Consider the following 25003-nt stretch of genomic DNA (forward strand, 5'->3'; position numbering starts at 1 on the left):
ACAGAATGAGCCATTTACTCTACGAAGTAGAAAACAACGTTGCCTATCTGACCATGAATCGCCCGGAAGCCCGCAATGCGCTTTCGATCGAGATGCGGCAGAAACTGCTTGAGACGCTTCAGGCCCTGGAATCGGATGACAGCGTACGCTGCGTGGTTCTCCGGGGAGCGGGTGAACACTTCCTGGCCGGTGGCGATGTGAAGTCGTTCATGGAGTTCACCGAGCTCACGCCGCAACAGCGTCGACTGACCTTTGTCAATCGCATTCACGGTCTCAACACGATCATGGTCACCATGCGGCGGTTGCGCAAACCCATCATTGCCAGCGTTCGCGGGGCGGCGGCCGGCGCGGGGGTCAGTCTGGCGCTGTGTTGTGATCTGGTGGTAGCGGCCGAGGATGCGTTTTTTACCCTGGCTTATTCCCACATCGCCAGTAGCCCGGACGGTGGCGCCTCCTATTACCTGCCACGTCTGGTCGGCACCAAGAGAGCTATGGAAATCGCACTGCTTGGCGATCGGTTTAGCGCCGGGCAGGCCCTGGGCATGGGATTGATCAACCGGGTGGTTGCGACTGAAGAGTTGCACTCCGAAACCCGGACCCTGGCGGAACGTCTGGCCAAGGGTCCCACCAAGGCCTATGGCAACATCAAAAAGCTGATCCTGGAGTCGTCGGACAATTCCCTGGAAGAACAGCTGCAGTCGGAGGCCGAAACCTTCGGCGACAGCGCCATGGCCGAGGACTGGGTCGAGGGTGTCAGGGCATTCAACGAAAAGAGACCCCCGAAGTTTACCGGCCGCTGAGTCTGGTAAGGGGGGTGAGGAAGTTCACAGGAGACACGCAGTGACAAATACAACAATCGATAAGGCGTCGTTCAAAGGCATCGTCTGCGGCAGCAGGCACCTGACCCATGAAGAATTCCAGTACAACATCCGTCAGGCCGCCAACGGGTTCAAGCGTATGGGCGTGCAGCCGGGCGATTGTGTCGGCATTTTCATGCGCAATGATATTCCTTTCCTGACCGCCAACCATGCTGCGAATTATGTCGGGGCCTATGGCGTTCCTATCAACTGGCATCTGGCCGGGGAAGAGCTGGAATATATCCTCAAGGATTGCGGTGCCAGGGTGATGGTGATCCATGCCGACCTGTGGCGCCGGATTCATCAGGCTATTCCCGGCGATGTCCAGTGCCTGGTGGTGGAAACACCGGAAGACATCCGGGCCGCATTTGATCTGGATCCGGATGCGTGCGCCGTGCCGGAGGGACAGACCAACTGGCAGACCTGGCTGGCTGCCGAGGAGCCCATCGCGGAGCCGGCGCAGGCCGGACCGTCATCCATGCTGTATACCTCGGGCACAACCGGGCATCCCAAGGGCGTGCGCCGCGTTACCCTCGACCAGGAAGGCGCGGCACAGATGCGTGATTTTCGTTCCAGGGTCTACGGCTGTGCGCCCGGGGCTCGCTGCATGGTGCCCGGTCCGCTCTATCACAGCGCCCCGAACGGCTACAGCATGCAGGCTTCAAAGATCAGTGACCTGTTGGTGATTGTTCCCCGCTTCGATGCCGAGGGTGTGCTGCAGTTGATAGAGGAGTACAAGCTGACGGCGGGTATCATGGTTCCCATCATGTTCATTCGCATGTTGAAACTGCCGGAAGCGGTGCGCAACCGGTATGACCTGTCGTCGCTGGAGTTCATTATTCACGCGGCGGCGCCCTGTCCGGCGGATGTGAAGCGCAGGATGATCGAGTGGTTCGGGCCGGTGATCAACGAGTTCTATGGCTCTACCGAATCCAGCGCGGTGGTTGCCTGCAATTCCGAGCAGGCGCTTGCGAAACCGGGCAGCGTGGGCAAGACGGTCCCGGAGGCGGAAATTCGCATACTGGATGAACAGGGCAACTGCCTGCCTCCCAATACCGTCGGGGAAATCTACTCCCGGTTTCCGTTGCTGGATTTCACCTATCACGGCAAACCCGAAGCCCGGGCGGAAATCGACCGGGATGGCTTCATCACCTCGGGCGACATGGGCTATCTGGATGAGGATGGTTTCCTGTATATCGCCGACCGGGTCAAGGATATGGTGATCTCCGGTGGTGTGAATATCTATCCGGCGGAAATCGAGTCGGTGCTGCACAACTACCCGGGGATCAAGGATTGTGCGGTCTTCGGGATTCCCGATGAGGAATTTGGCGAATCGGTGATGGCGGTGGTTGAAGCGGAAGGCGCTGACGGTATCTGTGTAGACGAAGTCAAGGTCTACCTCCGCGAGCATCTGGCGGGGTTCAAGGTGCCCAAAACCATCGAGATCGGCTCCGACCTGCCAAGGGAAGATTCCGGCAAGATATTCAAACGCCGCCTGCGTGATAAATACTGGCAGCAGGCTGGCCGGAAGATCTAGCATCGGAACAGCCCCATGCGGACTGTTCCGCTGTCGAGGTCATTGTCCTGAGAATGCCGGCTTTCGTTTCTCGTGGTGCGCGTCAATGCCCTCGGCAAAGTCATCCGTGTTGAACGCGGTCTGCTGACAACGCGCCTCAAAGGTCAGTGTGGTGTCCAGATCCTGGGCCTGGGCCAGGGCGATTTCACGTTTGATCAGACCAAGTGCCGTGGTCGGGCCGGCCGCCAGTTCCCCGGCCAGGGTGGTGGCGGTATCGGATAGCTCGTCATTCTCCACCATCTGATGGGCCAGCCCCCAGTCCAGTGCCTGTTCAGCATTGAAGTTACCTCCTGTGAGGGCAAGGGAGGCTGTTCGCCGGGCGCCGATGGTGCGGGTCAGAAACCAGGAGCTGCCTCCGTCCATGACGGCGCCAATCCGGGCGAACGACAGATGAAAGCGTGCGTCCCGGTTAACCAGCATCAGGTCTGCCGCCAGGGCAAGGCTGACACCGGCCCCCGCTGCTGGCCCGTTCACTGCCGCAATGACCGGTACCGGAAGATGGGTGATCAAACGAATGATCCGGTTAATCCCTGCTTCTACCTCCGCACCAATGTGCTCGCGACGTTTGAGGATCTGTTCCGGCTGTACGTCGGCTCCGGTGCAAAAGCCCCGACCGTTACCGCGAATAAGAACGGCCCGGCAGGACGGATTGTCCGTCTGTTCCTGAAGTAATCCGATAAGGCCTTCACGCATGTCCGGGCTGAGTGCGTTCAGCCTGTCTGGCCGGTTCAGGGTGATGATCAGCACATGGTTTGTTATTTCGCTCAGTAAATCCGGCATGGATATTCCCGTTATTGACAATGGTGGCTTGAGAGAAGCAGCCCTGGCTGAAAGCTGGCCTGCGGTACTGTCAGGATATCCATGGACGGCATAAATGCCTTATATCGGATTGGCATGGGGCCTATCGACAAAATGTAAAGGCTACAAAAGATGCGTGGTGTTAGTTTGATGGTTCACGGTAGGCTGATGGTTAGTTCGCTATTCTCCGTCACTATCAAAATTAACAAATGTATATAAAAGGGTGAAATATACCGCCCAAAGGTGTCTTTGACTGATCAGGTGCGCTGATGACGAACAATAACCAGAATCTGGAACTTGAAGCAGAAAGCATAAACGGCTTCCGTGAGGTGCTTGGCTTTACCGTGACGGAATGGACCCCCGGTAAGGCTGTGCTTTACGTGGATATGAACGAGAAACACCTCAACCGTAACGGTTTTGTCCACGGTGGTGTTTTCATGTCCTTGATGGACAGCGCTGCGGGACTGTGCGGGACCTACTGTGCGGTTCCCGGCAACGTCCGACGCTGCATCACGGTTTCCATGAACACGCACTTTATCAGCCCGGTGAAAGAGGGCCGGCTGAGGGTTGAGGCCAACCTGGTCAGTCGCGGCCGGAAGATGTTTTTTGTCGAGGCCAGAATCAGCTCGGATGAGGGGCTGGTGGCAACCGGTCAGGGCGCTCTTCGCTATGTGCTGGGCGGTGAACAGGAAGAGGGTGTGCCCGCTGCGTGACAACCACAAGATATGCTGTAGATATATAGGTTCTATATAATATGGGTCGTTGTTGATATTGCTTTCCGGTGCTAGTTTTGGAGCTGTGGTAGTCAGCTCGATGTTGCTGCACTCAACAAAAACAAGTACCCGATAGGGAAGCAATGCAATGAGATCTACAATCAAGTCACTTCTGGCGGCCTCAGTCCTTACCTTTGCTGGTGTCGCCCAAGTCTCCGCGGATATCACGCTCCGGTACGCCGAGGGAGGGCCGAATCGCGGCACCCGTGCGGCCGCGGTTCAGTTCTTTGCCGACGAAGTCGACCGGCTGTCCGATGGCGATATCAAGGTGGATATCCACTGGGGCGGCGCCCTGCTGAAATGGAGCGGCGTGATGGATGGCGTGTCCGCCGGCAGCGCCGATCTGGGCACCGTGCTGTCTTCCTATGAACCACAGGAACTCAAGGCACTCGGTATCGGTGATATTCCCCTCGAATACTCCGACCCCTGGGTTGGCATGCGGGCCATGTACGACCTGATGACCACCGAACCGGAACTCAAGCAATCCCTCGCCGATAAATCCCTGGTCTATCTGAGCAACTTCAGCACCACCGGCGTTCAGTTTGAATGCACTGAGGGCAATCAGATCCGTACCGTTGCCGACATTGAGGGCAAGCGTCTTCGGGCCACTGGTACCTACAGCAATGTGCTGGCGGACCTGGGGGGCAACATGGTGGGAATGACCTTTGGCGAGGTCTACCAGGGGCTGGATACCGGTCTGCTGGATTGTCTTGGCAGCTATTTCTACACCATGCGCGCCTACAAGACCTATGAAGTGGTTGAGACGGTCACCCGTGTCGACTGGGGGCAGCTGCTGGGTTTTGCCATTGTGATGAACGAATACATGTGGTCTGACCTGAATGAGGAGCAGCAGGACATCATGCTGCAGGCCGGCTCCAATATGATCAATCACTTCGCCCGTCTCATGATTGCCGAATCCGATGACGTCGCGGGAAAACTGAACGACGGTAGCTTTGGCAAAACGGTCCCGGTGACCCGTATGGCTGAAGGAGAGCGACAGAAGATTCTGGATGCAACGCTCAAGTATCGCGACAGCTGGATTGCCGAGGCAAATGAAATGGGGCTTTCCGGTGAGAGGATCTGGTCCAGATATATTGAATTGCTGGGCCAGTACCAGGATGAACTCAAAACAGGCGGTTATCCCTGGGAGGGCTGACCGGATCCGGATATGGGGATGCATCTGGTCAAACCTTCCGGTGCCCAGCTGCAGAAGATAGCACCGGGGTATTTCCGTCACCCCGGTGCAGGCAAAGAGGATACATATAATGTTTGCAAACAAGATGCTGAAGTCTTTCGCTTTTGGGTCTCTGCTCTCGCTGGCGACCGCTGGCCAGGCAGTGGCCGAGATGTCATTGCGGTACGCGGAGGCAACGCCTAACCGTGGTTCCCGTGCCGAGGCGTTGCAATATTTTGCCGATCAGCTGAAAGAGACATCCGGTGGTGATATGTCACTGGATATCCACTGGGGTGGGGCGCTTCTGAAATACAGTGCCATTCTTGGCGGCGTGTCCTCCGGTACGGCGGATATGGGGACCGTGCTTGCGGCCTATGCACCACAGAAAATGCGGGCGTTGAGCGTTGGTGACATCCCGGTGCCCGAATCCGATCCCTGGGTGGGCATGCGAGCCATGTACGAGTTGATGACCACCAACCAGCAGCTGCAACAGGCGTTCTCAGACAATGACGTCGTGTATATCACAAACTACACGACCACGCCGATGCAGTTCGAGTGTACCGAAGACGTGCGCCTTGAGACCCTGGAAGATTTCGAGGGAGAAAGAGTTCGTGCTTCGGCGATCTACGCGAAGATTCTCGATGATGTTGGCGCCAATCTGGTGAATTTCACCTACTCGGAGGTTTATCAGGCGCTGGATACCGGGTTGGTGAGTTGCTCTGGCGGATATCTGTACGCCATGAAGGCATTCAAGACCCCCGAGGTCACCAGCAGTGTCGCCCTGATGAACTGGGGGCAGATTTCTGGCTTTGCGATGGTCATGAATAAATGGACGTGGGATGACCTTTCTGCTGACCAACAGAGCATGATCCGGCAGGTCGGGTCGGACATGATCGACTTCTATGCCCAGGCGGTGATTGATGAAAGTCAGGAAGTGATTGAAAAGCTGCCTACCGGGGAACTGGGAAACAAGGTGGAAGTGATCGAGTGGTCTGATGAGGAGAGAGCGAAGCTCTTCGAACAGTCGGATAAGCACATTCAGGCCTGGATTGAGGATATGAACAAGGCCGGCTTTGATGGCCAGGCTATCTGGGACGAATATCAGGGATTGCTGGAGAAATATCAAGCCAGAGTCAACGAGGAAGGTTATCCCTGGCAAAAGGGCTGATGTCACAACATTTGCCGTGAGCAACCTGCCGTCAGCATGCCTGCCGGCAGGTGCCTGCCCCTGACTTTAACTGATAACAACAATAACCCATTGATCAGACGGATTTGTCCCGGATACGGGTGGAATCCTATCGGAGGTGTACATGGTCGTCACTGAGCGCACTGTACGAACGCCGCTTCACGCCCCGTCTTCTGTTTCCTGGAAGGCACTGGGCTACGCGAGAGGTTCGCTGGCCTGGCTGGAAAACGCATTCCTGCTGTTCGGCGTGATCTGCATTCTTGGTCTGTGCGCAATCATCACCACGAGTGTCCTGTTACGCACGTTCTCCACTTCCGGTATCCCGGATGAGGTGGTGATCGTCGGTGAAATGATGATAGGCGCACTGATCCTGCCATTGGCGTTTGTCGCCGCCAGTCGTGGATTCATCTCGGTGGAGATTTTTACCCAGAGGCTTGGTCCCAAGTTCCAGCAGTTCCTGAATGTTCTGACCGCGGTGGTTGGCCTGGTGGCCGTCGCCCCGATCACCTATGCCGGCTATCTGTCGATGGTGGATGCTTTCGAATCCGGGGCCTATTTCTTCGGCTTGATGGAGCTGCCTAAATGGCCGGGACACACGATGTTTTTCCTGGGGTACTTCCTGTTTTTTATCCGGCTGATTGACCTGGCGATCTACGATTCCCTCGAGGCCCTGGGGGTGATCAAAAGCCGGCGTGTCGTAACGACTGATGAGGTATCTGACTGATGGAAGCATCCGTAATCGGTGGCTGGGGGTTTGCCGCCGCACTGTGTCTGATGATCATGCGGGTGCCGATCGCCTACGTGCTGGTGGGTGTGGCCTCCGTGTGTTCGCTGATTGCCTATGCCTGGCGGCCCGGTGGTGAGTTTATGCTGGAGCGCGGTTTGCGCCCGGCCATGGCATTGATCGAGTCCAACGCCTTTGATTTCATCCACTCCTATTCCCTGAGCATGATCCCGCTCTTTATTGCGGCCGGCCACATTGCCTATCACTCTCGAATTACCACCGATATCTATGAGGCGGTCCGGGTGTGGCTGGCGAAAATGCCTGGAGGGTTGGCGATAGCGTCACTGTTTGGCTGTGGGGGGTTCTCCGCAATCACCGGTTCCAGTCTGGCCTGTGCATCCTCCATGGGTCGTATCTGTGTGCCTGAAATGTTGCGCTTCGGGTACAACAAGCAACTGGCGACCTCCACTGTTGCTATGGGCGGCACATTGGGTTCCCTGATTCCTCCGAGCGTCCTGTTTATTCTGTATGGCATGTTTACGGAGCAGTCGGTAAACAAGCTGTTCCTGGCCGGTGTCTTGCCGGGCATCCTGACGATTACGGGCTTTATTGTTGTCGTCGTTATCTGGGCCATGCTGAAACCGGGTGATGCTCCGGCCCCGAAAGACCTGAACTTTACCGGTCGTGACCGGCTGAAAGCTGCGATCAAGGGCTGGCCGGCGCTGATGCTGATGACCATTATCATCGGTGGTATCTACGGCGGATTTTTCACCGCTACTGAGGCAGCCGCGGTTTGCCTGGTGTTTGCTCTGACGTTTGGCGTGCTGTCACGTCGCCTGACCTGGTCTGATTTCCTGAACTCAATGAAGGAAACGGCGTTCCAGTCCGCGTCACTGTTCTTCATCGCCATTGGCGCCAAAATCTTTGTCTCCTTTGTCTCCCTTACCGGTGTGACCGGGGCCTTTGTGGGCTTTGTTGCGAGCCTTGGGCTGGAAAACTGGATGGTGCTCTTTTTCATCGTGCTGCTGTATGTGGTGTTGGGTATGTTCCTGGATTCCATTGGCACCATGCTGCTGACCCTGCCCTTTGTGATTCCCCTGGTGGAAGGCATGGGAATGGACCTGATCTGGTTTGGCGTGGTTGTGGTCAAGCTGCTGGAAATTGGTCTGGTGACACCGCCTTTGGGCATGAATGTTTTCGTGATCAATAGCGTGGTAACGAGGGAGATCAAGGTTCACACCATTTTCTTCGGCGTGATGAAGTTCCTGGTGGCGGATCTCATTGTGCTGGGACTGCTTGTTTCGTTCCCCATCATTTCCCTGCTGATTCCCAACAGCATGGGGTAATGAGGGGTGACGGGGTTCGTCTTCAACGAATGAATGGAAGTTGAAAGTATGATGTCTGAGAGTGCCCACGCGGTGTCCGTGGTAAACCTGCTGGAGAAGGCGTCGGGGCGGTGGCCCGACAGCCCATCGGTGACCGACGGAGGGCGGACCTTTACCTGGGAACAAACCGACAAACGTTGTCGGCGTCTGGCCTGGGCATTGGCAAACCTGGGTGTTGGTGTGGGGCACCGGGTGGCCTATCTTGGTTTCAACTCCCACTGGTGTTTTGAGCTGTTTTTCGCCTCTCCGATGGCGGGGGCGATTACGGTACCGGTGAATTTTCGCCTGTCCCCGGGTGAGATGGTCGACTGTATCCGGGATGCGGAACCAACAGTGTTGTTGGCAGACCGTGACCACATTGAGCAGGCCAGAACCATCAGCCGGGAATGTCCCTGGTTGAAAGCCGTTGTCTATGCGGGAGAGGGCAATGCACCGGATGGTTTTCTGTCCTGCGAAGACCTGCTGACAGGTGCGGAAAAGACGGATCTGCAGCCGAGCGGCAATGACGATACGCTGATTCTCTTCTATACCGGTGGCACTACCGGGCGTTCCAAAGGGGTCATGCTGACGCATATTAATCTGTTCACCAATGCGCTTGGCGGTCTTCCCCTTTATGAGTCGGTTGAAAGGGAGACGCATCTGCTCGCGGGACCCATGTTCCATACTGCCGCTGGCTCACGGGTTTATACCGCAACCATGATGGGGACCCATACCGTCATCCTCTCCAGATTCGATGTGCTGGGGATGATGGGGTTGGTGGAGCAATACCGCATCAATACCATGCAGTTGGTGCCCACCACCCTGCAACTCATGGTTGATCACCCGCAATTTGGGGAGTTCGATCTGTCCAGCCTGCGAATGATTACCTACGGTGCGGCGCCGATGCCGGTAGCGTTACTGGAGCGCGCGCTCAAACAGTTGCCCGGGGTGTCGTTTGCGCAGTCCTACGGCATGACGGAAGCGTCTCCGGTGGTCACGGTGCTCAACGGTGATGACCATTCCCTGGAGGCCGCCCGCTTGCCAAGGCTGGAGTCCGTCGGGCGCTCTGTTTTCCATAACCACGTCCGGATCGTAAACGCGGAACGTCAGACTCTCGGCGTGGGTGAAGTCGGAGAAATAGCCGTAAAAGGCGCCAATATCATGAAAGGGTACTGGCGAGCGCCGGAGTTGACGGCGGTGGTGTTACAGGATGGCTGGTACTACACCGGGGACAGTGGCTACCTGGATGAGGACGGCTATTTGTTCCTTGTGGGCCGTATCAAGGACATGATTGTCAGCGGTGGGGAAAATGTCTATCCGATAGAAATCGAGAATGTCTTGTCCCGTCATCCTGATGTCCGGGAATGTGCCGTTATCGGTGTGCCCCATGAAAAGTGGGGGGAATCTGTTCATGCCGTGGTAAGGCTGAAAGAGGATGCCATCGCGAGCGAAAGCGAGATCATCGGCTACTGTCGCGAGCGCATTGCCCATTACAAGTGCCCCACTGGCGTTACCTTTATGGAGCAACCGCTACCGGTATCAACGGTGAACAAGATTCTGAAATCGGAACTCAAGAGAATGATTGCTGGCAATTCTGAGTGATGCCTTGGTTGTATCGTTGTTATGTTTCCCCTCAACTGTGTGGTGATTATGGACAGTATCCGTTTCAATTTCCCCGCCCCGGTCATCGATGAAAGTGTTGATCGCCTCCGTAAAGACGTCCGCTCTTTTCTGCAGGAAGAGAGTCGCAATGGCAGTTTTCGCCCCGGTACGGATTGTTGGTGCGCCGGTATTGATCCTGAGTTCAGCCGTAAGCTGGGACAACATGGCTGGATCGGTGTGACATGGCCGAAGCAATACGGTGGCCGTGAACTCAGTGCACTGCACCGTTATGTAATTACCGAGGAGCTACTGGTTGCTGGCGCCCCGGTCCATGCGCACTGGATCGCGGATCGCCAGAGCGGTCCGCTGATTCTGGCGACGGGTAGCGAGGAGATGAAACAGAGCATACTGCCTCGTATTGCCGCCGGTGAGTGTTTTGTGGCCCTGGGTCTCAGCGAGCCGGAATCCGGCTCGGATCTGGCCTCGGTAAGAACCCGCGCGCATCGTGTTGAAGGCGGTTGGGAAATCACCGGAACCAAACTCTGGTCCTCCGGTGCCCAGAGCTGCCAGTACATGACGGTATTGGCGCGCACCGGCGAGCGGAACGAAAAAAAGCGTCACGAGGGGCTGACGCAATTCCTGGTGCCGCTGGATTCCCCCGGGGTAACGGTTCGTGGCATCCGCGACATGAGTGGCGTGGAGCACTTCAATGAAAGTCATTTCGAGAAGGTGTTCGTGGCGGACGACGCGGTACTCGGTGCGGTGGGTGAGGGCTGGAAGCAGATCACCAGTGAACTGGCACTGGAGCGGTCGGGGCCTGAACGGTTCCTGAGTACCTTTATTGCCCTTGAAAAGGCGATTCAGCAGGGTGCCGCGTCGATGGAGGGGCATCAGGCCAGGGTTATTGGCAGCATACTGGCCCGTATCCGTGCGCTGCGGGCTATGTCATTGGGCGTCGCGGCCTTGTTAGGGCAGGGGCAATCCCCCGATGTGGAGGCGGCCCTGGTGAAGGACCTGGGGACACGTCTGGAGCAGGATATTATCGAGCGCTTACGCGAATTCTGGCCAATCCAGCTAAAACAGAACTTCGGTGACGAGCTGCACTATCTCCTCTCCGATAGCCTGTTGCGCCAACCGTCATTCACCCTGCGCGGGGGAACCAATGAGGTACTCAAGGGCATTGTCGCCAGAGGACTGGGGTTGAGGTAAGTCACCCTGCATTGAATAACCCGAATGGCGGATGACTCATCAGAGGATGTGATATGGAACAAACAGACCAGTTAATTCTCGATACGGCCCGCAGGCTGTTTTCTGATCACTCCGGGGCCGAGGTGGTCAACCGGGCAGAGATTGGTCAGCCCCCGGAAGCCTTGTGTGATGCGGTGATGGCCGCCGGCCTTCCGTTGGCCTGGGTATCGGAGAACGCGGGCGGTGTGGGCGGCTCTCTCGCCCTGGGCTTTAACCTGATTCGCGAGGCTGCCAGCTTTGCTATGCCGGTACCACTGGTGGAAACCATGGTTGCCAACCTCGTGCTTGCCGAAAGTGGCCTTGAGGTGGCGGACAGTTGGGCTGCCCTGGTGTTTGACGGTGGTCAACTGCCGGTTGTTGATAACGGAACGGTCACCGGTGTGGTCAACAATGCGCCGGGAGTGGTCAGCGGGTCACTGCTGGTGGTTCCCGTTTCCGACCGGGGGCTGATCAGGGTTGCCACGTTTGCTTTCGATAGTCTGGCCATTGAAGAGTGTGAGAGCCTTGCAGGCGAATCCCGGGCCAGGGTCATATTGGAAAATGCGGTGCCGGTACAGCTTTCCCCGGTCGTTGATAACATGACCGAAGACGGACTCAGGCAATTCTGTGCCCTGGTGCGAGCCAGTCAGATCGCCGGCGCTTTTGAAAAGATCACCGAATTGACGGTGGGTTATGTCAAGGAGCGGCAACAGTTTGGTCGCCCCCTGGGCAAGTTCCAGGCGATTCAGCACAAGGTGGCGGACATCGCCGGTGAAAGTGCGCTGGCCAATGCCGCCGTTGAGCAGGCGATCCGGATGCTGTCGGAACACCCCGAACCGTTCAGTGGTGATAACGTGGCTTTCCTGCCAGTGGCGACCGCCAAGGTGGTGACCTCTGAGGGCGCTGCGACGGTATCCCGATTGGCGCATCAGTCCCACGGTGCCATGGGCTTCAGCTTTGAATACCCGCTGCAGCAATACAGCCGTCGCATCTGGAGCTGGCGGGAGGAATACGGGTCGGAGTTCTACTGGTCCGAACGCATTGGCAAGAGTGTGGCCAACGACATCTGTCATGGCCGTGCGGAAGGTGGCCAGGTCTGGGATATTGTGTCCCGTTAGAAACAACAGGGAGAACCGATGAAATCATTTGATGATGTTGCGATTGAGTGGCACGACCACGTCGCCGTGGTGGAAATTCGCCGGCCGCCGTTGAACTTCTTTGATGTCCGCCTGATAGAGCACATTGCGGAATGCTTCGAGTCCCTGGAGCAGGACAGTCAATGCCGGGCGATCGTGCTGGCGGCCCAGGGGAAAGCGTTCTGCGCAGGCGCTGATTTTTCGTCAAACGGCAGCGATCTGTTCAAGGCGGATTCGGACAACAGTGCGATCACTTTGTATAAGGCTGCAGCGCGGCTGTACGCATGTAAAAAGCCGGTAGTGGGTGCCATCCATGGTGCCGCGATCGGCGGTGGTTTGGGGCTTTCACTGGTGCCGGATTTTCGTGTGGTCTGCCCGGAGACACGGTTCGCGGCCAATTTCGTCAAACTCGGTATTCACCCGGGCTTTGGCATCAGCCTGGTGTTGCCCCGGTTGATTGGCCAGCAACGGGCCAATTTGATGCTGCTGACCGGTCGCCGGATCAAAGGTGACGAGGCGCTGGAGTACGGCCTGGCCGATAGTCTGGTACCGGCGGACCAGGTGCGGGAGGAGGCCATCGCCCTGGCCACGGAAATCGCACAGTGTGCTCCCCTTGCGGTGGAATCCACCCGGGCAACACTGCGACAGGGACTGGAGGAGGAACTCAAGAGCCGGCTGGAGCACGAGTTTGCCGAGCAGGTCTGGTTGGCCAAGACCGACGATCATAAAGAGGGGATGGCGGCGGTTACTGAGCGCCGCGAGGGCAACTTCACGCGGTCCTGAGTCATGGCAAAAGGGGGCTGCGGATGGTCTCCTTTTGTTTTAGGTGTCGGATTAGCCGCAGGCGTAATCCGACAAACCAACAACTTACTGTTCTCCAGACACCCGTGCCTTGGCGGACTCATACTCGTCGCGCAGTTTGGCCACCGTGTCCGCCACGGACAGCAACTGGGTAATCCCGCCAACACCCTGACCCGCGCCCCAGATATCCTTCCAGGCCTTGCTCTTGCTGCCGCCTCCCGAACCGAAGCTCATCTTGCTTTTGTCTGAGGAGGGCAGGTTGTCAGGGTCCAGCCCCGCCTTTTTTATGCTGCCGCGAAGGTAGTTGCCATGAACCCCGGTGAAGAGATTGGTGTAGACGATGTCGGAAGCGGATGACTCGAGGATCATGTCCTTGTAGGAGGGCTCGGCATTGGCTTCTTCGGTGGCGATGAAACGAGTCCCCATATAGGCCATATCCGCTCCCATGACCTCGGCACTGAGGACATGGTTGCCTTTGGTAATGGCGCCGCCAAGGATGACCGGACCGTCGAAGAAGGTGCGGATTTCCGAGAGCAGTGCGAACGGACTGAGGGTGCCGGCGTGCCCGCCGGCACCGGCAGTGACCAGGATCAGACCATCAACGCCCAGGCTCAGGGCCTTTTTCGCGTGGCGGATGTTGGTGACGTCATGGAAAACCTGGCCGCCATAGCTGTGAACGGCTTCGATTACCATCGGGTTGGCCTGCAGGCTGGTGATAATGATGGGTACCTTGTGTTTCACGCAGACCTGAGTGTCGTGTTCCAGGCGATCATTGGTGGGGTGAGCAATCTGGTTGACCGCATAGGGGGCCACCTTGGCATCGGGATTGGCGGCCTTGTACGCAGCCAGTTCCTCATCGATCTGCGTTAGCCACTCGTCCAGTTTTTCCGCCGGGCGGGCGTTCAAGGCCGGGAAAGATCCTATAACGCCGCTTTTACACTGTTCGATCACCATTTTGGGATTGGAAATGATGAACATCGGGGAGCAGAGGACAGGGAGTGTCAACTGATCTTTGATGTTAGCTGGAAGGCTCATGGGAGACTGCTCCTGATCTGTGTTTGTAGTGAATTAAAGCATCACATAAAGCGTGATATACATTATGGCCAGTACGCTTCCGCTGAACCATCCATTCCACTCGATGCCAAAGCGTAATGGTGAGACACCGGAGAAATTGGAGATAAAGCGCAGTGACGCGGTAAAGGGCGACGCCCCCGCAAAAACGGCCCAGGTGATGGCGATAACCGAAGCCTGGACCAGCGGGGAGATGCCAAGGTTGGGTATCTGTTGGAGGGCGCCCAGCATCAGGGTCACGGTAATGATGGCGTTGATGCCGATAAACGAGAACGTAAGCATGATCAGGGAGATGCAGACCATCAGCGTGGCGTTGCCAATGTCTGCCTGAACGAGGAACGCGCTGGCCGCCTCCGGATCAATCAACGGAATCAGAATGACCCCGATAAAGCCGGAGGAGGTAAACAATACGACTTCATTGCGCTGGTTGGTAAACGTTTCAGGGAAAGACCGTCGCATTCGCCGTAAGAGTAAGCCGGCTTTCACGCCTGTCCTGAGCCCTCGATACTGAACCCATATCCAGATCAGACCGATGAGCGGAGCGCACATGAGCAGGGCCGAGAAGAGTTGCAGGCCGGTCACTTGTGCCAGCGCATAGGCCAGTCCGGGAACCAACGCCACCAGGAATACCAGGGGGATCAATTGCCTCAGCCCCCCACCACTCACCCTGTGAGTTCTGGGTTTGGGGTAAGAAAAACGGTCAAGAACGGCTCCCCAGAGGATAAACAACAGGGTCCAGAGTAACCCCAGCGGGGCATATTGTTCCCAGCTCAGATCGGGGATGCCGGACAAGACCAGCAACATGGTCACCGATGTGGGTGCCCACAGGGGAACACCACAGAACCCTCGCAGAGTGGCGGTCAGCATCCGCCGGCTACGGATGGCACCGATACGCTGGGTTTCCGGGTCGGATGAGGGACGGATGGCCCGGCGGATCATGGTGCCCAGTACATTCAGGGCGCCAATGTTCAGCATCACACTGAACAGGTGGGACCCGAATGCCATCAGAAAATAGCGGCGTCCAGGGGGCTGGTTGACCAGCACCTTGCCACAACGGCGAACCAGAGACGACGACTTGGCGGATTCCCGCAACACCGCCAGGGAGGTCAGGAAGAACGTAAAAAAGGCGGCACGATCCAGACCTGCCGCTACGGTTGTGCCATCAATCATCCCCGCAAGCCAGAGGCTGGTGGCGAGCGTCGGGGCGAGAACGGCGAATACCCGGTAGGTCAGGTTGATACGGGGCCATTGCAGTACCACGAACAACACCAGGGCGGCACCCGCCACCGGACTGGACCATGGAACCGGAGACAGCTCTCTGATGATCGCACACGCCGAAATGGTAAGCAGGCTGATGGTCGCCAGGTTCCGGCTCATCAGGACCGTATCAATGGTCCCGGGTCGACTCAGTGCGATCGTGCTCACATTATCCTTCCGGATTATTCGCGAAAAGCGACGGTATTTTCCACCGGTTCCCGCGTGGTCCGTGTCCGGTTGGCGTCAATGTCCGGGTCTTCGTAGCCGAAGCTGATGCCAAGCAGAATGCCCGTCTGATCATCAAGTTCAAAGGCTTCGCGCACCAGGTCAGGATAGGCACGCATGCTGCCCATGGCGCAGGAACTGATCCCGAATGCCTGCATGGTCAGCATCAGGGTCTGGGCGTAGATGCCAACATCGAGGGCAATGGTCGATCCGAACCGTCGGTCCATGCCGAGAAAGACAATATGAGGCGCGTCAAAGAACTCGAAGTTGCGTCTGACGGCACGCAACCGGCCCTCCTTGTCGTCCCTGGCGATGCCCATTTCGTTGTACAGGGCCACGGCGCATTCGACCTGGCGTGTACGGTACTCACCTTCGAAACGGGATACGTAATTAAAATCGGGGTTGCCGGGAACGGCGTCTTTCTGGCGCTCAAGAAATTTCTGGCGAAGTTTCTCTTTCGTTTCGCCGGAAGCCACAAACGCCTTCCAGGGTTGAGTGTTGCAGTTCGAGGGGGCCTGTTGGGCTATCTCGAATACGTGTGCGAGCACCTCCCGGGGTACTGGTTCGGGAAGAAAGCCTCTGATAGAGCGTCGCGTGGTTACGGCGTCGAGCAACGGCATGGTTGGTTTGAGAGGGACCATCGTGTTCTCCGGAAAACGTTTGATCGGTAGATGGCTCACGTTAACAAGTTTGTCCCTCATATGGAAAAGCATATTTTTTATTGTATCTATGCTCGAATTTTATGCCTTATGGAGGGTGGGCGCGACTTGAGAGTGTCTGATGTATTCGCACGATCCATTTTAAAAGGTGTGCAGCAGTCACCGAAGGCCTTGCTATCACTGGCGTTTCGCCGATATAAAAAATAAACATACCACCAATAAAATAATGGTTTACTAGCGAATAGGTAAATCGTTGACCTGTTCTGGATGAAGGTTTAGGTTGTTGCGAACTGCATGTACTTTTTTTATAGCAGTTCATCTGTCGATGCTTTTTTGTGTTGGCAGGGCAATGTCGAAACAACAATAACATCGGGAGACACTATGATTTTTCGTTCAGCAAGTCTTATGCGGCCACTGACGGTTTCGCTGTGTTCCGCAGCCCTTACCCTGGGGGCAAGCGCCTCTGTTCACGCGGCTGATCCCCAGCTTCCGGATACCATGACCTGGTCCTCGTACGATGTCGGGTCCGCCGGTTACGCCGAAGCCTCTGCCATTGCGGATGCGTTTGGCAAAAAGTACGGCACCCGTATTCGCATCCAGCCCTCCGGTTCGGCGATAGGGCGTCTGCAACCCTTGCTCAGTGGTCGCGCGGACGTTGGCTTCCTTGCAACTGAAACGTTCTTTGCGGCGGAAGGGGTGCACGATTTCTCGACTCGTCGCTGGGGACCCCAGGATCTTCGAGCCATCGCCGGGCGGCCATCGTCCATCGGTATCTTTACCGCAGCGGATGCCAACATCCATTCCCTGGAAGAACTGAAGGGCCACCGCTTCGCCTATGTAGCGGGTAACCCCTCCATCAACGTGAAGTGCGATGCCATTCTGTCATTTGCCGGGCTGACCCGCGAGGACGTGGACGCGGTGATGTTCCCCACCTATGCCAGCGCCATGAGCTCCCTGGCGCGCAACGAGGCCGACGCCTCCTGCACCACCACCACGCCGAGCCATGTCTATGAGCTGGCCGAGTCGCCCCGGGGCATTCGCTGGCTGAACATGGACCCGAACGACAAGGACGCCTGGGAAAAAATCAGCGAAGTGGCACCCTTTATGGCCTCCTATACCGAGACCATCGGTGCGGGCATCAGCGAGGAGAACCCGGTGAACATCGTGGCCTACCGCTACCCGGTACTGGCAGTGCGGTCCGATGCCAGTGCGGACGAGGTCTACAACCTGCTCACGGCAGTGGATGAGACCTATCCGATGTACAAAGACGCGACAGCAGCAATGCCTCGCTGGGATATCGATCTGTCGGGCGTGCCTTCCATCGATGTGCCTTTCCATGAGGGGGCGATTCGTTACCTGAAGGAGAAGGGCATCTGGACGGAGGAGCATCAGTCCTGGAACGAGGCCCGTACTGCTCGCCTGAATGCGCTTCTGGAAGCCTGGCCGAAAGCCGTGGCTGAAGGTGAGGGCAAGGGCGATGAGGCGTTTGCCGAGATCTGGGAAAGCCATCGCCAGCAGGCACTTGAATCCCTCTGATTGCATTGACTCCCAATGTTGATGCGGGCGGCGTGTCGTTGACCGGCCGTCGCCCTTACGATTATCTCCGGAGAGTTCCGTACCATGACTTCCCATCAGGGCTCTGATGCCCAAACTCCGTCCGAAAAAACAGCAGCATCCGGTAAGGGCCGGCTCACGGGAGTGGGTTACTGGGTCGCCCTGACCCTTGGCGGGCTGGGCTTGCTGATGGCCATCAATCAGACGTTTAACCTGAAAATCCTGGGCTTTGAACCGTTGGGGAACTCGTACCTGTATTACCTTATCGGTATTTTCCTGGCCGCTGCTTTTTTGTGCTTTCCTGCCTGGTCGGGCGCCAGGGACCGGATTTCCTGGTATGACTGGGTGCTGGCATCGCTGGCACTGATTTCCTGTGGCTATCTGGGGTATTACGGCCTGGTCATGATCAATATGGGGTGGGAGTACGAGGCGCCCACCGAAGCCACGGTTTTCTCCGGAATTCTGCTGGTTCTGGTGCTGGAGGGCGTGCGTCGTTGTGGTGGCTGGCCGCTGCTGTTTGTTTCGCTGTTCTTTGGCAGCTACCCGCTTTATGCGGACAGCATGCCCGGGTTTCTTTGGGGTAACCAATACGAGCTGCCGGAGTTGATCCGGGCCCACGTTATTGGTGTCGAGAGTATCATTGGTATCCCCATGCAGGTGGTAGCCCAACTGGTTATCGGTTTTGTGGTGTTTGGTGCGGCCCTGACGATCACCGGCGGTGGTGACTTCTTTATGAAGTTTGCCACAGCCCTGATGGGCCGCAGCCGGGGTGGTCCGGCCAAAGTGTCGGTGATGTCCAGCGGAATTCTGGGCAGCCTCTCGGGCAGTGTTATTTCCAACATCCTGACCACTGGTCCGATTACGATCCCGACCATGAAAAAGACCGGCTATCCGGCGCACTATGCCGGTGCTGTCGAGGCTTGTGCCTCAACCGGCGGCACCCTGATGCCACCGGTGATGGGGGCCGTGGCGTTTATCATGGCTTCGTTCCTGGGGGTGCCCTACGCAGAGATCATGATTGCCGCTTTCCTGCCGGCCCTGTTGTTCTACCTGGCCCTGCTGTTTCAGGTTGATAACTATGCCGCCCGCCGGGGCCTGAAAGGGTTGCCAGACTCTGAGATTCCCTCACTCAAGGAAACCCTGAAAGAGGGCTGGCCATACCTGCTGTCCCTGGTCATGCTGATCTATATGTTGCTGTTCATGCGACTGGAAGCCTATGCGCCTTACTATGCGTCGGTCGTATTGCTCGTAGTGGCATTGTTCAAGCGCGAGTACCGTCTGAACCTGCGACGGGCGCGGGCATTTATCGCGGACCTGACGACCAACGTGTCGAATCTGGTGGCGATCCTGGCGGGTATCGGTCTGGTGGTCGGCGGGTTGTCCTACACCGGTGTGGCCGGTGCCTTTTCCCGCGAGTTGTTGCTTTATGCCGATGGCAGTATCCCGCTGATGCTGGCAGCCGGTGCGGTGACCAGCTTTATCCTCGGCATGGGCATGACGGTCAGTGCCTGCTACATCTTCCTGTCCATCCTGCTGGCTCCGGCTCTGGTGAATGCCGGCCTGAACCCCTTGGCCAGTCACCTGTTTATTCTCTACTGGGGGATGTTGTCCTACATCACGCCTCCGGTTTCGCTGGCGGCTATAACGGCTGCGGGTGTCGCCGGCTCCAATGCCACAAAAACCGGCGTCTACGCCATGCGACTGGGTGGCATCCTGTTTATCTTGCCGTTCCTGTTTGTGTTGAACCCGTCCCTGATCCTTCAGGGCGAGCTTTCCGGCATCCTGTTGTCCGCAGTGACGGCCATTACCGCTATCTGGCTGATGGCCTCGGCGATGGAAGGGTACCTGTATCGTATCGGTGTCATTGGTATTCCATTACGGGCACTCGCCCTGATTGCCGGTGGACTGATGATCTATCCGGATCTGGTGTCCGACGGTGTGGGACTGGCAGTGATCGTTCTGATGTATGCCGGCAAGCGGTTTCTTAATCCGTCCTCCATGGTGGTGGTCAATAACTGAGTTGAAAGGTGGTGCACTGTGATTGACAAGCAAGTGAAGACAGCTGAAGACGCTGTTGCTGATATCCCCGACGGTGCCAGGGTAATGATCGGTGGTTTTGGCAGTTCGGGGATCCCGCTGCAATTAATTGAGGCACTGCGCCGTCACGGAGCAAGGGAACTGACCGTGATCTCCAACAACGCCGGCGTGGCGGAGGAGGGGATTGCTTCACTGCTTCGGGACGGGCTGGTCAAGAAGATCGTCTGTTCGTTCCCCCGCTCCGCCGGTTCGATCTGGTTCGAGAAACGTTTTGAGGAAGGTTCAGTGGAGTTGGAATTAGTGCCCCAGGGCACTCTCAGCGAGCGAATCCGGATCGCGGGCGCCGGGATTGGTGGTTTCCTCACACCGACCGGTTACGGCACCAGGCTGGCGGAAGGAAAGGAAACCCGGGTGATTGATGGCAAGGGCTATGTGCTTGAGATGCCGTTGCACGCCGACTTTGCACTGGTGCGCGCGGAATGCGCGGATCCGTGGGGGAACCTGACCTATAACACGGCGGGCAGGAACTTTAACCCGATGATGGCGGCAGCCGCGAAGACAACCATTGCCGAGGTAGGGCAAATCGTGAGCGTTGGAAGCCTGGACCCCGAACATGTAGTGACGCCCGGCATCTTCGTGGACCGGGTAGTGGCAGAGGAGGAATGTGATGTTGCGGCTTAATCCCGACGAAATGGCCCAGCGTGTCGCTCAGGATATCCCGGACGGTGCCTACGTTAATCTCGGAATCGGGATGCCGACAAAGGTCGCAAACTATGTTTCTGCGGATAAGCAGGTCATATATCACAGCGAGAACGGTATTCTTGGTGTCGGACCGGCGCCGGTCCCGGGTGAGGAGAATCCCAACCTGATTAACGCGGGCAAGCAATATGTCACGCTGTTGCCCGGCGGCTGCTATTTCGATAACGCGGAATCGTTTGGCATGATGCGCGGCGGCCACCTGGATATTGCCGTATTGGGTGCGTTTCAGGTCTCCTCGCGTGGCGATATCGCTAACTGGGCAACGGACAATGACAAGTTTCCGCCTGCGGTTGGTGGTGCCATGGATCTCGCGGTTGGGGCCAGAAAGCTGTTTGTCGTGATGCGCCATACCACCCGTGACAACCAGCCAAAGATACTGGAGGAGTGTACCTACCCGTTGACCGGGGCAGGCGTCGTGCGCAGGATTTTCACGGACCTGGCGGTTATCGATGTGACAACGGACGGACTGCAGGTGGTTGAGCTGTTTGGCGACAACTCCTTTGCGGATGTGCAGGCTCTCACCGGTACCCGTTTGTTGCCTCCGGTCTGAAACCCCGTGCTAAATCGTCCGGACGGTTATACCCGGTCCCGTTCTATTTTAGCCTACCTGGCCCTGTTTTCCGGGATAGCCACATTTGTTCCCGGCAATACGGTTGCTGCAACCATTTTTGCCTGCCTTGCCATTGCGCTGGGTTGGGGCAATCTCAGGTCGGTAGGGCGGGTGCTTTTCACTCTGATCATTCTTTTTACCCTGGTGGCGTTGGCCTATGAGCCAGATGCCTTGCCCAAGGCTACTGGCAACATGGCACGAATCGGCGCCCTGATTATTACGGTGATGCTGTTGTCTGCCGTTCTGGGGCAGTCCAGTGATCTGAAAGCTATTTCCCGCAGCCTGTTCGCCGGTCAATCGTTGTTTCGCTATCTGGGCATGACCGTCGGTACGGCATTATTGTCGGTTCCACTTAACTTCGGGGCGGTTGGGGTAGTGGCGACGATGATTGGCGTTCAGGTCAAGGAACAGGGCGACAGTGCCCTGGCCCGCAATGCTGCTCGTGGGGTGGTACGTGGTTTCGGTGCGTCGCCTATGGCCTCGCCGCTGTCGATATCCATTGTTATGGCAGTGACCTTTTTACCGGACCTGTCGAGCTGGAAGCTGATCGCTGCGGGGTTGCCATTCGCCCTGTTGTTCCTGGTGAGCGGTGCTCTGGCAAGGGAAGACGAGCCACCCCGGGCGGACGTTACGATAGTCCCGGCGGCCGAGCCATCGGCTCTGTTTCCCTGGCTCAGGTTCGTAGCCATCATTGCTCTGATCTGCGTGGGCGCGTTTGTACTCAGCGCGAAGGTGGGGCTGGTCTACTCTCAGTCAGTCACTCTGAGTTGTCTGGCAGCGGTTATCATTGGTCTGCTTTATCGCCGGGTTGCCGATGGAGCGGTGTCAATGCCATCACTTGCGGGTATGAATAACGAGCTGGTGATTATGGGGGGCTCGTCTTTTCTGGGTGGGGTCATCGGTACGTTTGCCCTGAGCTGGTTGGGTGTGGATTTCAGCCTGCCCGTCTGGGCCTATCCACTGGTGGCCATGGCCGTACCCTGGCTGTTTTTCATCGGTGGTGCGATCGGCGTTAATCCTATTATTTCCGGAACACTGTCAGGAAGTATTCTCGGTCCTATCTGGCCTGTGTACGGGTTGTTGGGGTTAGGTCTGGGCATGGTCACCGGCTGGGGAATTACCATTGCCGGCACCCCGTATTCTGCCAACTCCCTGCTGTTGGAGCGTTGTACGGGATACAACGCTCACACTGTGTCCTACGGCTGGAGCCTGAGGTTCTCGCTGGTGGCGCTGGTGACCAGCAGTCTGGTATGCGCGGTTTTGACGCTGCCGTTGTGATGGCCTGACGACGGCAAGTCAGGTTTCCCCGTCTTTGCCGTTATTTCAGACGTGCCCGGCCACCTTGTGGGGCACATAATGGGCCTCCAGGGAGGCTTTTTCTTCCTCACTCAGTTTCAGTTCCAGAGCGGCAAGTGCCTCTTCAATATGGCCGGGCTTGCTGGCTCCGATGATGGGGGCAGTGACCACGGGATTGGATAGTACCCACGCCAACGCAACCTGCGCCATGGACGTGCCGCGGTTGTCGGCCACTTCACGGAGGGCGGCGATCACAGGCTGGTCAATATCACTGCCAAGGTGCCATTTGCGAGTATTCTCATCCGTGCGCGCCCGTGCGGTTTCACCGTCCTTGCCCTGGACGGTTTTTCCGGCCAGGACACCTCGGGCCAGCGGACTCCAGGGAATCACTCCGATGCCCTGGTCGGCACATTGCGGCAACATTTCCCGCTCTTCTTCCCGATAGATTAGGTTGTACATCGGCTGCATGGTTACAAAGCGGGTCCAGCCATGCTGCTCGGCAGTGAACTGCGCCTTGGCAAATTGCCAGGCAAACATGGACGATGCGCCGATGTAACGTGCCTTGCCAGCCTTCACAATATCGTGGAGCGCCTCCATGGTTTCCTCGATGGGGGTGTGGTAGTCCCAGCGGTGGATCTGATAAAGGTCAACATGGTCGGTCCCCAGCCGCTGCAGGGAATTATCAATGGCTGCCATGATGTGTTTTCTCGACAGGCCCCGGTTGTTCGGACCTTCCCCCATGGGATTGAAAACTTTGGTGGCGATAACCACATCCTCGCGCGGCGCGTAATCCAGTAACGCTTTACCGACAACACGCTCCGATTCCCCCAGCGAGTACATGTCTGCGGTATCAAAAAAGTTGATGCCGGCGTCCAGTGCCTGCTTGATGAACGGCCGGCTGGCCTGTTCGTCCAGCACCCAGTCCCGCCACTTCGGCGAGCCATAGGTCATGGTGCCGAGACACAGTGCGGAGACTTTCATGCCGGTGGTTCCAAGGCGATGGTAGTTCATGGTTTGGCTCCTTTATAGCTGATCCGGAAAGAGTAGCTGAAAGTGCCGATACGGGGGGCTGTCCCATATTTGTATTGCCTTAACGGGGTCTTAATAAATGGCGAATTGTGCGTTGCTGAATCGGTGGTAGGTTGAATCAGGACAACAACAATATTGAGGACAGTTTATGTTACGTAAGACACTTTCTTCCTTCGCTTTCGCCATCGGGATTGCTTCCGCCGTGTCAGTACAGGCGGATGACATCGAAATTGGTGCGGTATTTCCACTCAGTGGCCCTAACGCGACCTACGGTGACATTTTCATGTCTGGCGCAGAGCTGGCGGCCAGGCATGTCAACGAAGATGGAATGCTCGCAGGCAATCTGAATGTTCTGTACGAGGACAGCCAGGCCTTGCCCCAGCAGGGCGTCGTCGCGATGAACAAGTTGGTCAATGTTGAGGGCGTTCCCTATGCACTGTCGGCCTTCACCGGAGTCTCAAAGGCTATTTCCACGCTGGCTCAGCGCAGCCAGACAGTGGCGGTAAACGGCGGTGGTGTTGGCCCTGATCTGGCGGAGTTGGGCGAGTATTTCTGGAACGTTATCCCCCTGGCGAACAATGAGGTGGGGGCGTTGGCCCGGTATGCCGTGAATGACCTGGGTCATAAACGGTTCACTCTGGTGTATGTCGATGATCCGCTTGGGGAGTCAATTCTCCACGAGCTGGAGAAGACGTTGCCAACGCTGGGGGCCGAGCTGGTGGAGTCTCATTCCATTGCTGCATCGGCGCAGCAATTTAGCGGGGTGGCTGCACGGGTTCGCAGCAACAATCCGGATGTGGTCTATGTGGCTTCCTACGGATCCCAGCAACTGCAGATCGTTAAACAGTTGCGGGATAACGGTGTAAGGGCTCAGATTGCCAGTTACTCCGCGTTCTCGGTTCCAGAACTGCAAGAGCAGAAAGAAGCCCAGGGGGCGTTGTTTACGACCCAGAGCATTGACTGGGATTCTGAAGACCCGGTTACCAAACGCTTTGTGGACGATTACCGGGCGGAGCATGACAAGAACCCGACTTCCTACATTGCCAACTACTACAACGCCGTCAGGGTATTTGCTCTTCTTGCTCAGTCTCTGGAGGAGCAAGGCAAAGAGATTACGGGCGCCAATCTGCTGGCCCAGCGTAAGTCAACGGACACTTTTAAACTGGTCGGTGGTGAGGTTTCCTTCCAGGAAAATGGCACCCTGTTGGCCCCCATCCAGGTACTCGAGGTGGACGGCTCCGGCAGTGGCAGAGTGGTTTCTGTCAAGACTGCGGAGTAAGGGGGCAAT

General features: G+C 57.1%; 22 protein-coding genes. 17 read left to right on the top strand and 5 right to left on the bottom strand.

The genetic code is table 11. The features are described 5' to 3' along the window. The first annotated feature begins 5 nt into the window (after positions 1-5). On the top strand, positions 6-800 hold the full coding sequence (locus EHN06_RS02540; protein WP_127329900.1) for an enoyl-CoA hydratase/isomerase family protein: 795 nt from the start codon (positions 6-8) through the stop codon (positions 798-800). 40 nt (positions 801-840) lie between these two features. Further along, complete coding sequence (locus EHN06_RS02545; RefSeq protein ID WP_206075713.1) at positions 841-2394, top strand: acyl-CoA synthetase; 1554 nt, start codon at positions 841-843, stop codon at positions 2392-2394. Between the two features lie 39 nt (positions 2395-2433). Here EHN06_RS02545 and EHN06_RS02550 read toward each other — a convergent pair whose 3' ends face one another. Then, positions 2434-3213, bottom strand: coding sequence for an enoyl-CoA hydratase-related protein (locus EHN06_RS02550; protein WP_127329902.1), 780 nt, complete (start codon positions 3211-3213; stop codon positions 2434-2436). Positions 3214-3500: 287 nt separating this feature from the next. On the opposite strand from EHN06_RS02550, the gene EHN06_RS02555 reads away from it, so the two are divergent. The 9 genes from EHN06_RS02555 (at position 3501) to EHN06_RS02595 (ending at position 13200) form a co-directional block, all read left to right on the top strand. Continuing rightward, positions 3501-3944: a PaaI family thioesterase gene (locus EHN06_RS02555; protein ID WP_127329904.1), complete on the top strand. Its 444-nt coding sequence runs from the start codon at positions 3501-3503 to the stop codon at positions 3942-3944. A gap of 148 nt (positions 3945-4092) precedes the next feature. Then, on the top strand, positions 4093-5160 hold the full coding sequence (locus EHN06_RS02560; RefSeq protein ID WP_127329906.1) for a C4-dicarboxylate TRAP transporter substrate-binding protein: 1068 nt from the start codon (positions 4093-4095) through the stop codon (positions 5158-5160). 109 nt (positions 5161-5269) lie between these two features. Further along, positions 5270-6346 carry a C4-dicarboxylate TRAP transporter substrate-binding protein gene (locus EHN06_RS02565; protein WP_127329908.1) on the top strand — a complete coding sequence of 359 codons (1077 nt, stop codon included), beginning with the start codon at positions 5270-5272 and terminating at the stop codon, positions 6344-6346. A 142-nt stretch (positions 6347-6488) separates the two neighbouring features. Then, entirely contained in the window at positions 6489-7088 is a 600-nt protein-coding gene (locus EHN06_RS02570) for a TRAP transporter small permease (protein WP_127329910.1), read from the top strand. Continuing rightward, complete coding sequence (locus EHN06_RS02575; RefSeq protein WP_127329912.1) at positions 7088-8434, top strand: TRAP transporter large permease; 1347 nt, start codon at positions 7088-7090, stop codon at positions 8432-8434. The genes EHN06_RS02570 and EHN06_RS02575 overlap by 1 nt, the downstream gene beginning before the upstream one ends. A 48-nt stretch (positions 8435-8482) precedes the next feature. Continuing rightward, positions 8483-10054, top strand: a complete 1572-nt coding sequence (locus tag EHN06_RS02580; RefSeq protein WP_164735576.1) for a long-chain-fatty-acid--CoA ligase — start codon at positions 8483-8485, stop codon at positions 10052-10054. 48 nt (positions 10055-10102) lie between these two features. Then, entirely contained in the window at positions 10103-11263 is a 1161-nt protein-coding gene (locus tag EHN06_RS02585; protein WP_127329916.1) for an acyl-CoA dehydrogenase family protein, read from the top strand. 53 nt (positions 11264-11316) lie between these two features. Then, positions 11317-12399 (top strand): acyl-CoA dehydrogenase family protein, encoded by a 1083-nt coding sequence (locus tag EHN06_RS02590; protein ID WP_127329918.1) that lies wholly within the window; start codon positions 11317-11319, stop codon positions 12397-12399. A gap of 18 nt (positions 12400-12417) precedes the next feature. Next, positions 12418-13200: an enoyl-CoA hydratase/isomerase family protein gene (locus EHN06_RS02595; protein WP_127329920.1), complete on the top strand. Its 783-nt coding sequence runs from the start codon at positions 12418-12420 to the stop codon at positions 13198-13200. A gap of 84 nt (positions 13201-13284) precedes the next feature. On the opposite strand, the gene EHN06_RS02600 is transcribed toward EHN06_RS02595, so the two are convergent. From EHN06_RS02600 to EHN06_RS02610, 3 genes are read right to left on the bottom strand one after another with little or no spacing between them, the layout of a single operon-like run. Next, the gene (locus EHN06_RS02600; RefSeq protein WP_127329922.1) at positions 13285-14253 is read right to left on the bottom strand and encodes an NAD(P)H-dependent flavin oxidoreductase; all 969 of its coding nucleotides are present in this window, start codon (positions 14251-14253) and stop codon (positions 13285-13287) included. 33 nt (positions 14254-14286) lie between these two features. Next, the gene (locus EHN06_RS02605) at positions 14287-15714 is read right to left on the bottom strand and encodes a hypothetical protein (RefSeq protein ID WP_127329924.1); all 1428 of its coding nucleotides are present in this window, start codon (positions 15712-15714) and stop codon (positions 14287-14289) included. Positions 15715-15728: 14 nt separating this feature from the next. Beyond that, complete coding sequence (locus EHN06_RS02610; RefSeq protein WP_228257398.1) at positions 15729-16412, bottom strand: nitroreductase; 684 nt, start codon at positions 16410-16412, stop codon at positions 15729-15731. Positions 16413-16811: 399 nt separating this feature from the next. On the opposite strand from EHN06_RS02610, the gene EHN06_RS02615 reads away from it, so the two are divergent. The 5 genes from EHN06_RS02615 (at position 16812) to EHN06_RS02635 (ending at position 22668) form a co-directional block, all read left to right on the top strand. After that, entirely contained in the window at positions 16812-17966 is a 1155-nt protein-coding gene (locus tag EHN06_RS02615; RefSeq protein ID WP_127329926.1) for a TAXI family TRAP transporter solute-binding subunit, read from the top strand. An 84-nt stretch (positions 17967-18050) separates the two neighbouring features. Then, positions 18051-20003, top strand: coding sequence for a TRAP transporter permease (locus EHN06_RS02620; RefSeq protein ID WP_164735577.1), 1953 nt, complete (start codon positions 18051-18053; stop codon positions 20001-20003). Positions 20004-20021: 18 nt separating this feature from the next. Beyond that, positions 20022-20702 carry a 3-oxoacid CoA-transferase subunit A gene (locus tag EHN06_RS02625; protein WP_127329928.1) on the top strand — a complete coding sequence of 227 codons (681 nt, stop codon included), beginning with the start codon at positions 20022-20024 and terminating at the stop codon, positions 20700-20702. Further along, positions 20689-21330 (top strand): 3-oxoacid CoA-transferase subunit B, encoded by a 642-nt coding sequence (locus EHN06_RS02630; protein WP_127329930.1) that lies wholly within the window; start codon positions 20689-20691, stop codon positions 21328-21330. Before EHN06_RS02625 ends, EHN06_RS02630 begins: the two co-directional genes overlap by 14 nt. Positions 21331-21336: 6 nt before the next feature. After that, complete coding sequence (locus EHN06_RS02635) at positions 21337-22668, top strand: hypothetical protein (RefSeq protein WP_127329932.1); 1332 nt, start codon at positions 21337-21339, stop codon at positions 22666-22668. A 45-nt stretch (positions 22669-22713) separates the two neighbouring features. On the opposite strand, the gene EHN06_RS02640 is transcribed toward EHN06_RS02635, so the two are convergent. After that, on the bottom strand, positions 22714-23697 hold the full coding sequence (locus EHN06_RS02640; RefSeq protein WP_127329934.1) for an aldo/keto reductase: 984 nt from the start codon (positions 23695-23697) through the stop codon (positions 22714-22716). 166 nt (positions 23698-23863) lie between these two features. Here EHN06_RS02640 and EHN06_RS02645 point away from each other — a divergent pair, with 166 nt between their 5' ends. After that, positions 23864-24994, top strand: coding sequence for an ABC transporter substrate-binding protein (locus EHN06_RS02645; protein ID WP_127329936.1), 1131 nt, complete (start codon positions 23864-23866; stop codon positions 24992-24994). Positions 24995-25003: the final 9 nt, after the last annotated feature.

Source organism: Marinobacter sp. NP-4(2019), from assembly GCF_003994855.1.
GTDB lineage: Bacteria > Pseudomonadota > Gammaproteobacteria > Pseudomonadales > Oleiphilaceae > Marinobacter.

Excerpts from the sequence above, each read along its gene's own strand:
- EHN06_RS02610 (WP_228257398.1), bottom strand. The coding sequence starts at position 16,412 with ATGGTCCCTCTCAAACCAACCATGCCGTTGCTCGACGCCGTAACCACG.
- EHN06_RS02570 (WP_127329910.1), top strand. The coding sequence starts at position 6,489 with ATGGTCGTCACTGAGCGCACTGTACGAACGCCGCTTCACGCCCCGTCT.
- EHN06_RS02615 (WP_127329926.1), top strand. The coding sequence starts at position 16,812 with ATGATTTTTCGTTCAGCAAGTCTTATGCGGCCACTGACGGTTTCGCTG.
- EHN06_RS02640 (WP_127329934.1), bottom strand. The coding sequence starts at position 23,697 with ATGAACTACCATCGCCTTGGAACCACCGGCATGAAAGTCTCCGCACTG.
- EHN06_RS02555 (WP_127329904.1), top strand. The coding sequence starts at position 3,501 with ATGACGAACAATAACCAGAATCTGGAACTTGAAGCAGAAAGCATAAAC.
- EHN06_RS02565 (WP_127329908.1), top strand. The coding sequence starts at position 5,270 with ATGTTTGCAAACAAGATGCTGAAGTCTTTCGCTTTTGGGTCTCTGCTC.
- EHN06_RS02580 (WP_164735576.1), top strand. The coding sequence starts at position 8,483 with ATGATGTCTGAGAGTGCCCACGCGGTGTCCGTGGTAAACCTGCTGGAG.
- EHN06_RS02550 (WP_127329902.1), bottom strand. The coding sequence starts at position 3,213 with ATGCCGGATTTACTGAGCGAAATAACAAACCATGTGCTGATCATCACC.
- EHN06_RS02540 (WP_127329900.1), top strand. The coding sequence starts at position 6 with ATGAGCCATTTACTCTACGAAGTAGAAAACAACGTTGCCTATCTGACC.
- EHN06_RS02590 (WP_127329918.1), top strand. The coding sequence starts at position 11,317 with ATGGAACAAACAGACCAGTTAATTCTCGATACGGCCCGCAGGCTGTTT.
- EHN06_RS02560 (WP_127329906.1), top strand. The coding sequence starts at position 4,093 with ATGAGATCTACAATCAAGTCACTTCTGGCGGCCTCAGTCCTTACCTTT.
- EHN06_RS02645 (WP_127329936.1), top strand. The coding sequence starts at position 23,864 with ATGTTACGTAAGACACTTTCTTCCTTCGCTTTCGCCATCGGGATTGCT.
- EHN06_RS02595 (WP_127329920.1), top strand. The coding sequence starts at position 12,418 with ATGAAATCATTTGATGATGTTGCGATTGAGTGGCACGACCACGTCGCC.
- EHN06_RS02630 (WP_127329930.1), top strand. The coding sequence starts at position 20,689 with ATGTTGCGGCTTAATCCCGACGAAATGGCCCAGCGTGTCGCTCAGGAT.
- EHN06_RS02620 (WP_164735577.1), top strand. The coding sequence starts at position 18,051 with ATGACTTCCCATCAGGGCTCTGATGCCCAAACTCCGTCCGAAAAAACA.
- EHN06_RS02585 (WP_127329916.1), top strand. The coding sequence starts at position 10,103 with ATGGACAGTATCCGTTTCAATTTCCCCGCCCCGGTCATCGATGAAAGT.
- EHN06_RS02575 (WP_127329912.1), top strand. The coding sequence starts at position 7,088 with ATGGAAGCATCCGTAATCGGTGGCTGGGGGTTTGCCGCCGCACTGTGT.
- EHN06_RS02600 (WP_127329922.1), bottom strand. The coding sequence starts at position 14,253 with ATGAGCCTTCCAGCTAACATCAAAGATCAGTTGACACTCCCTGTCCTC.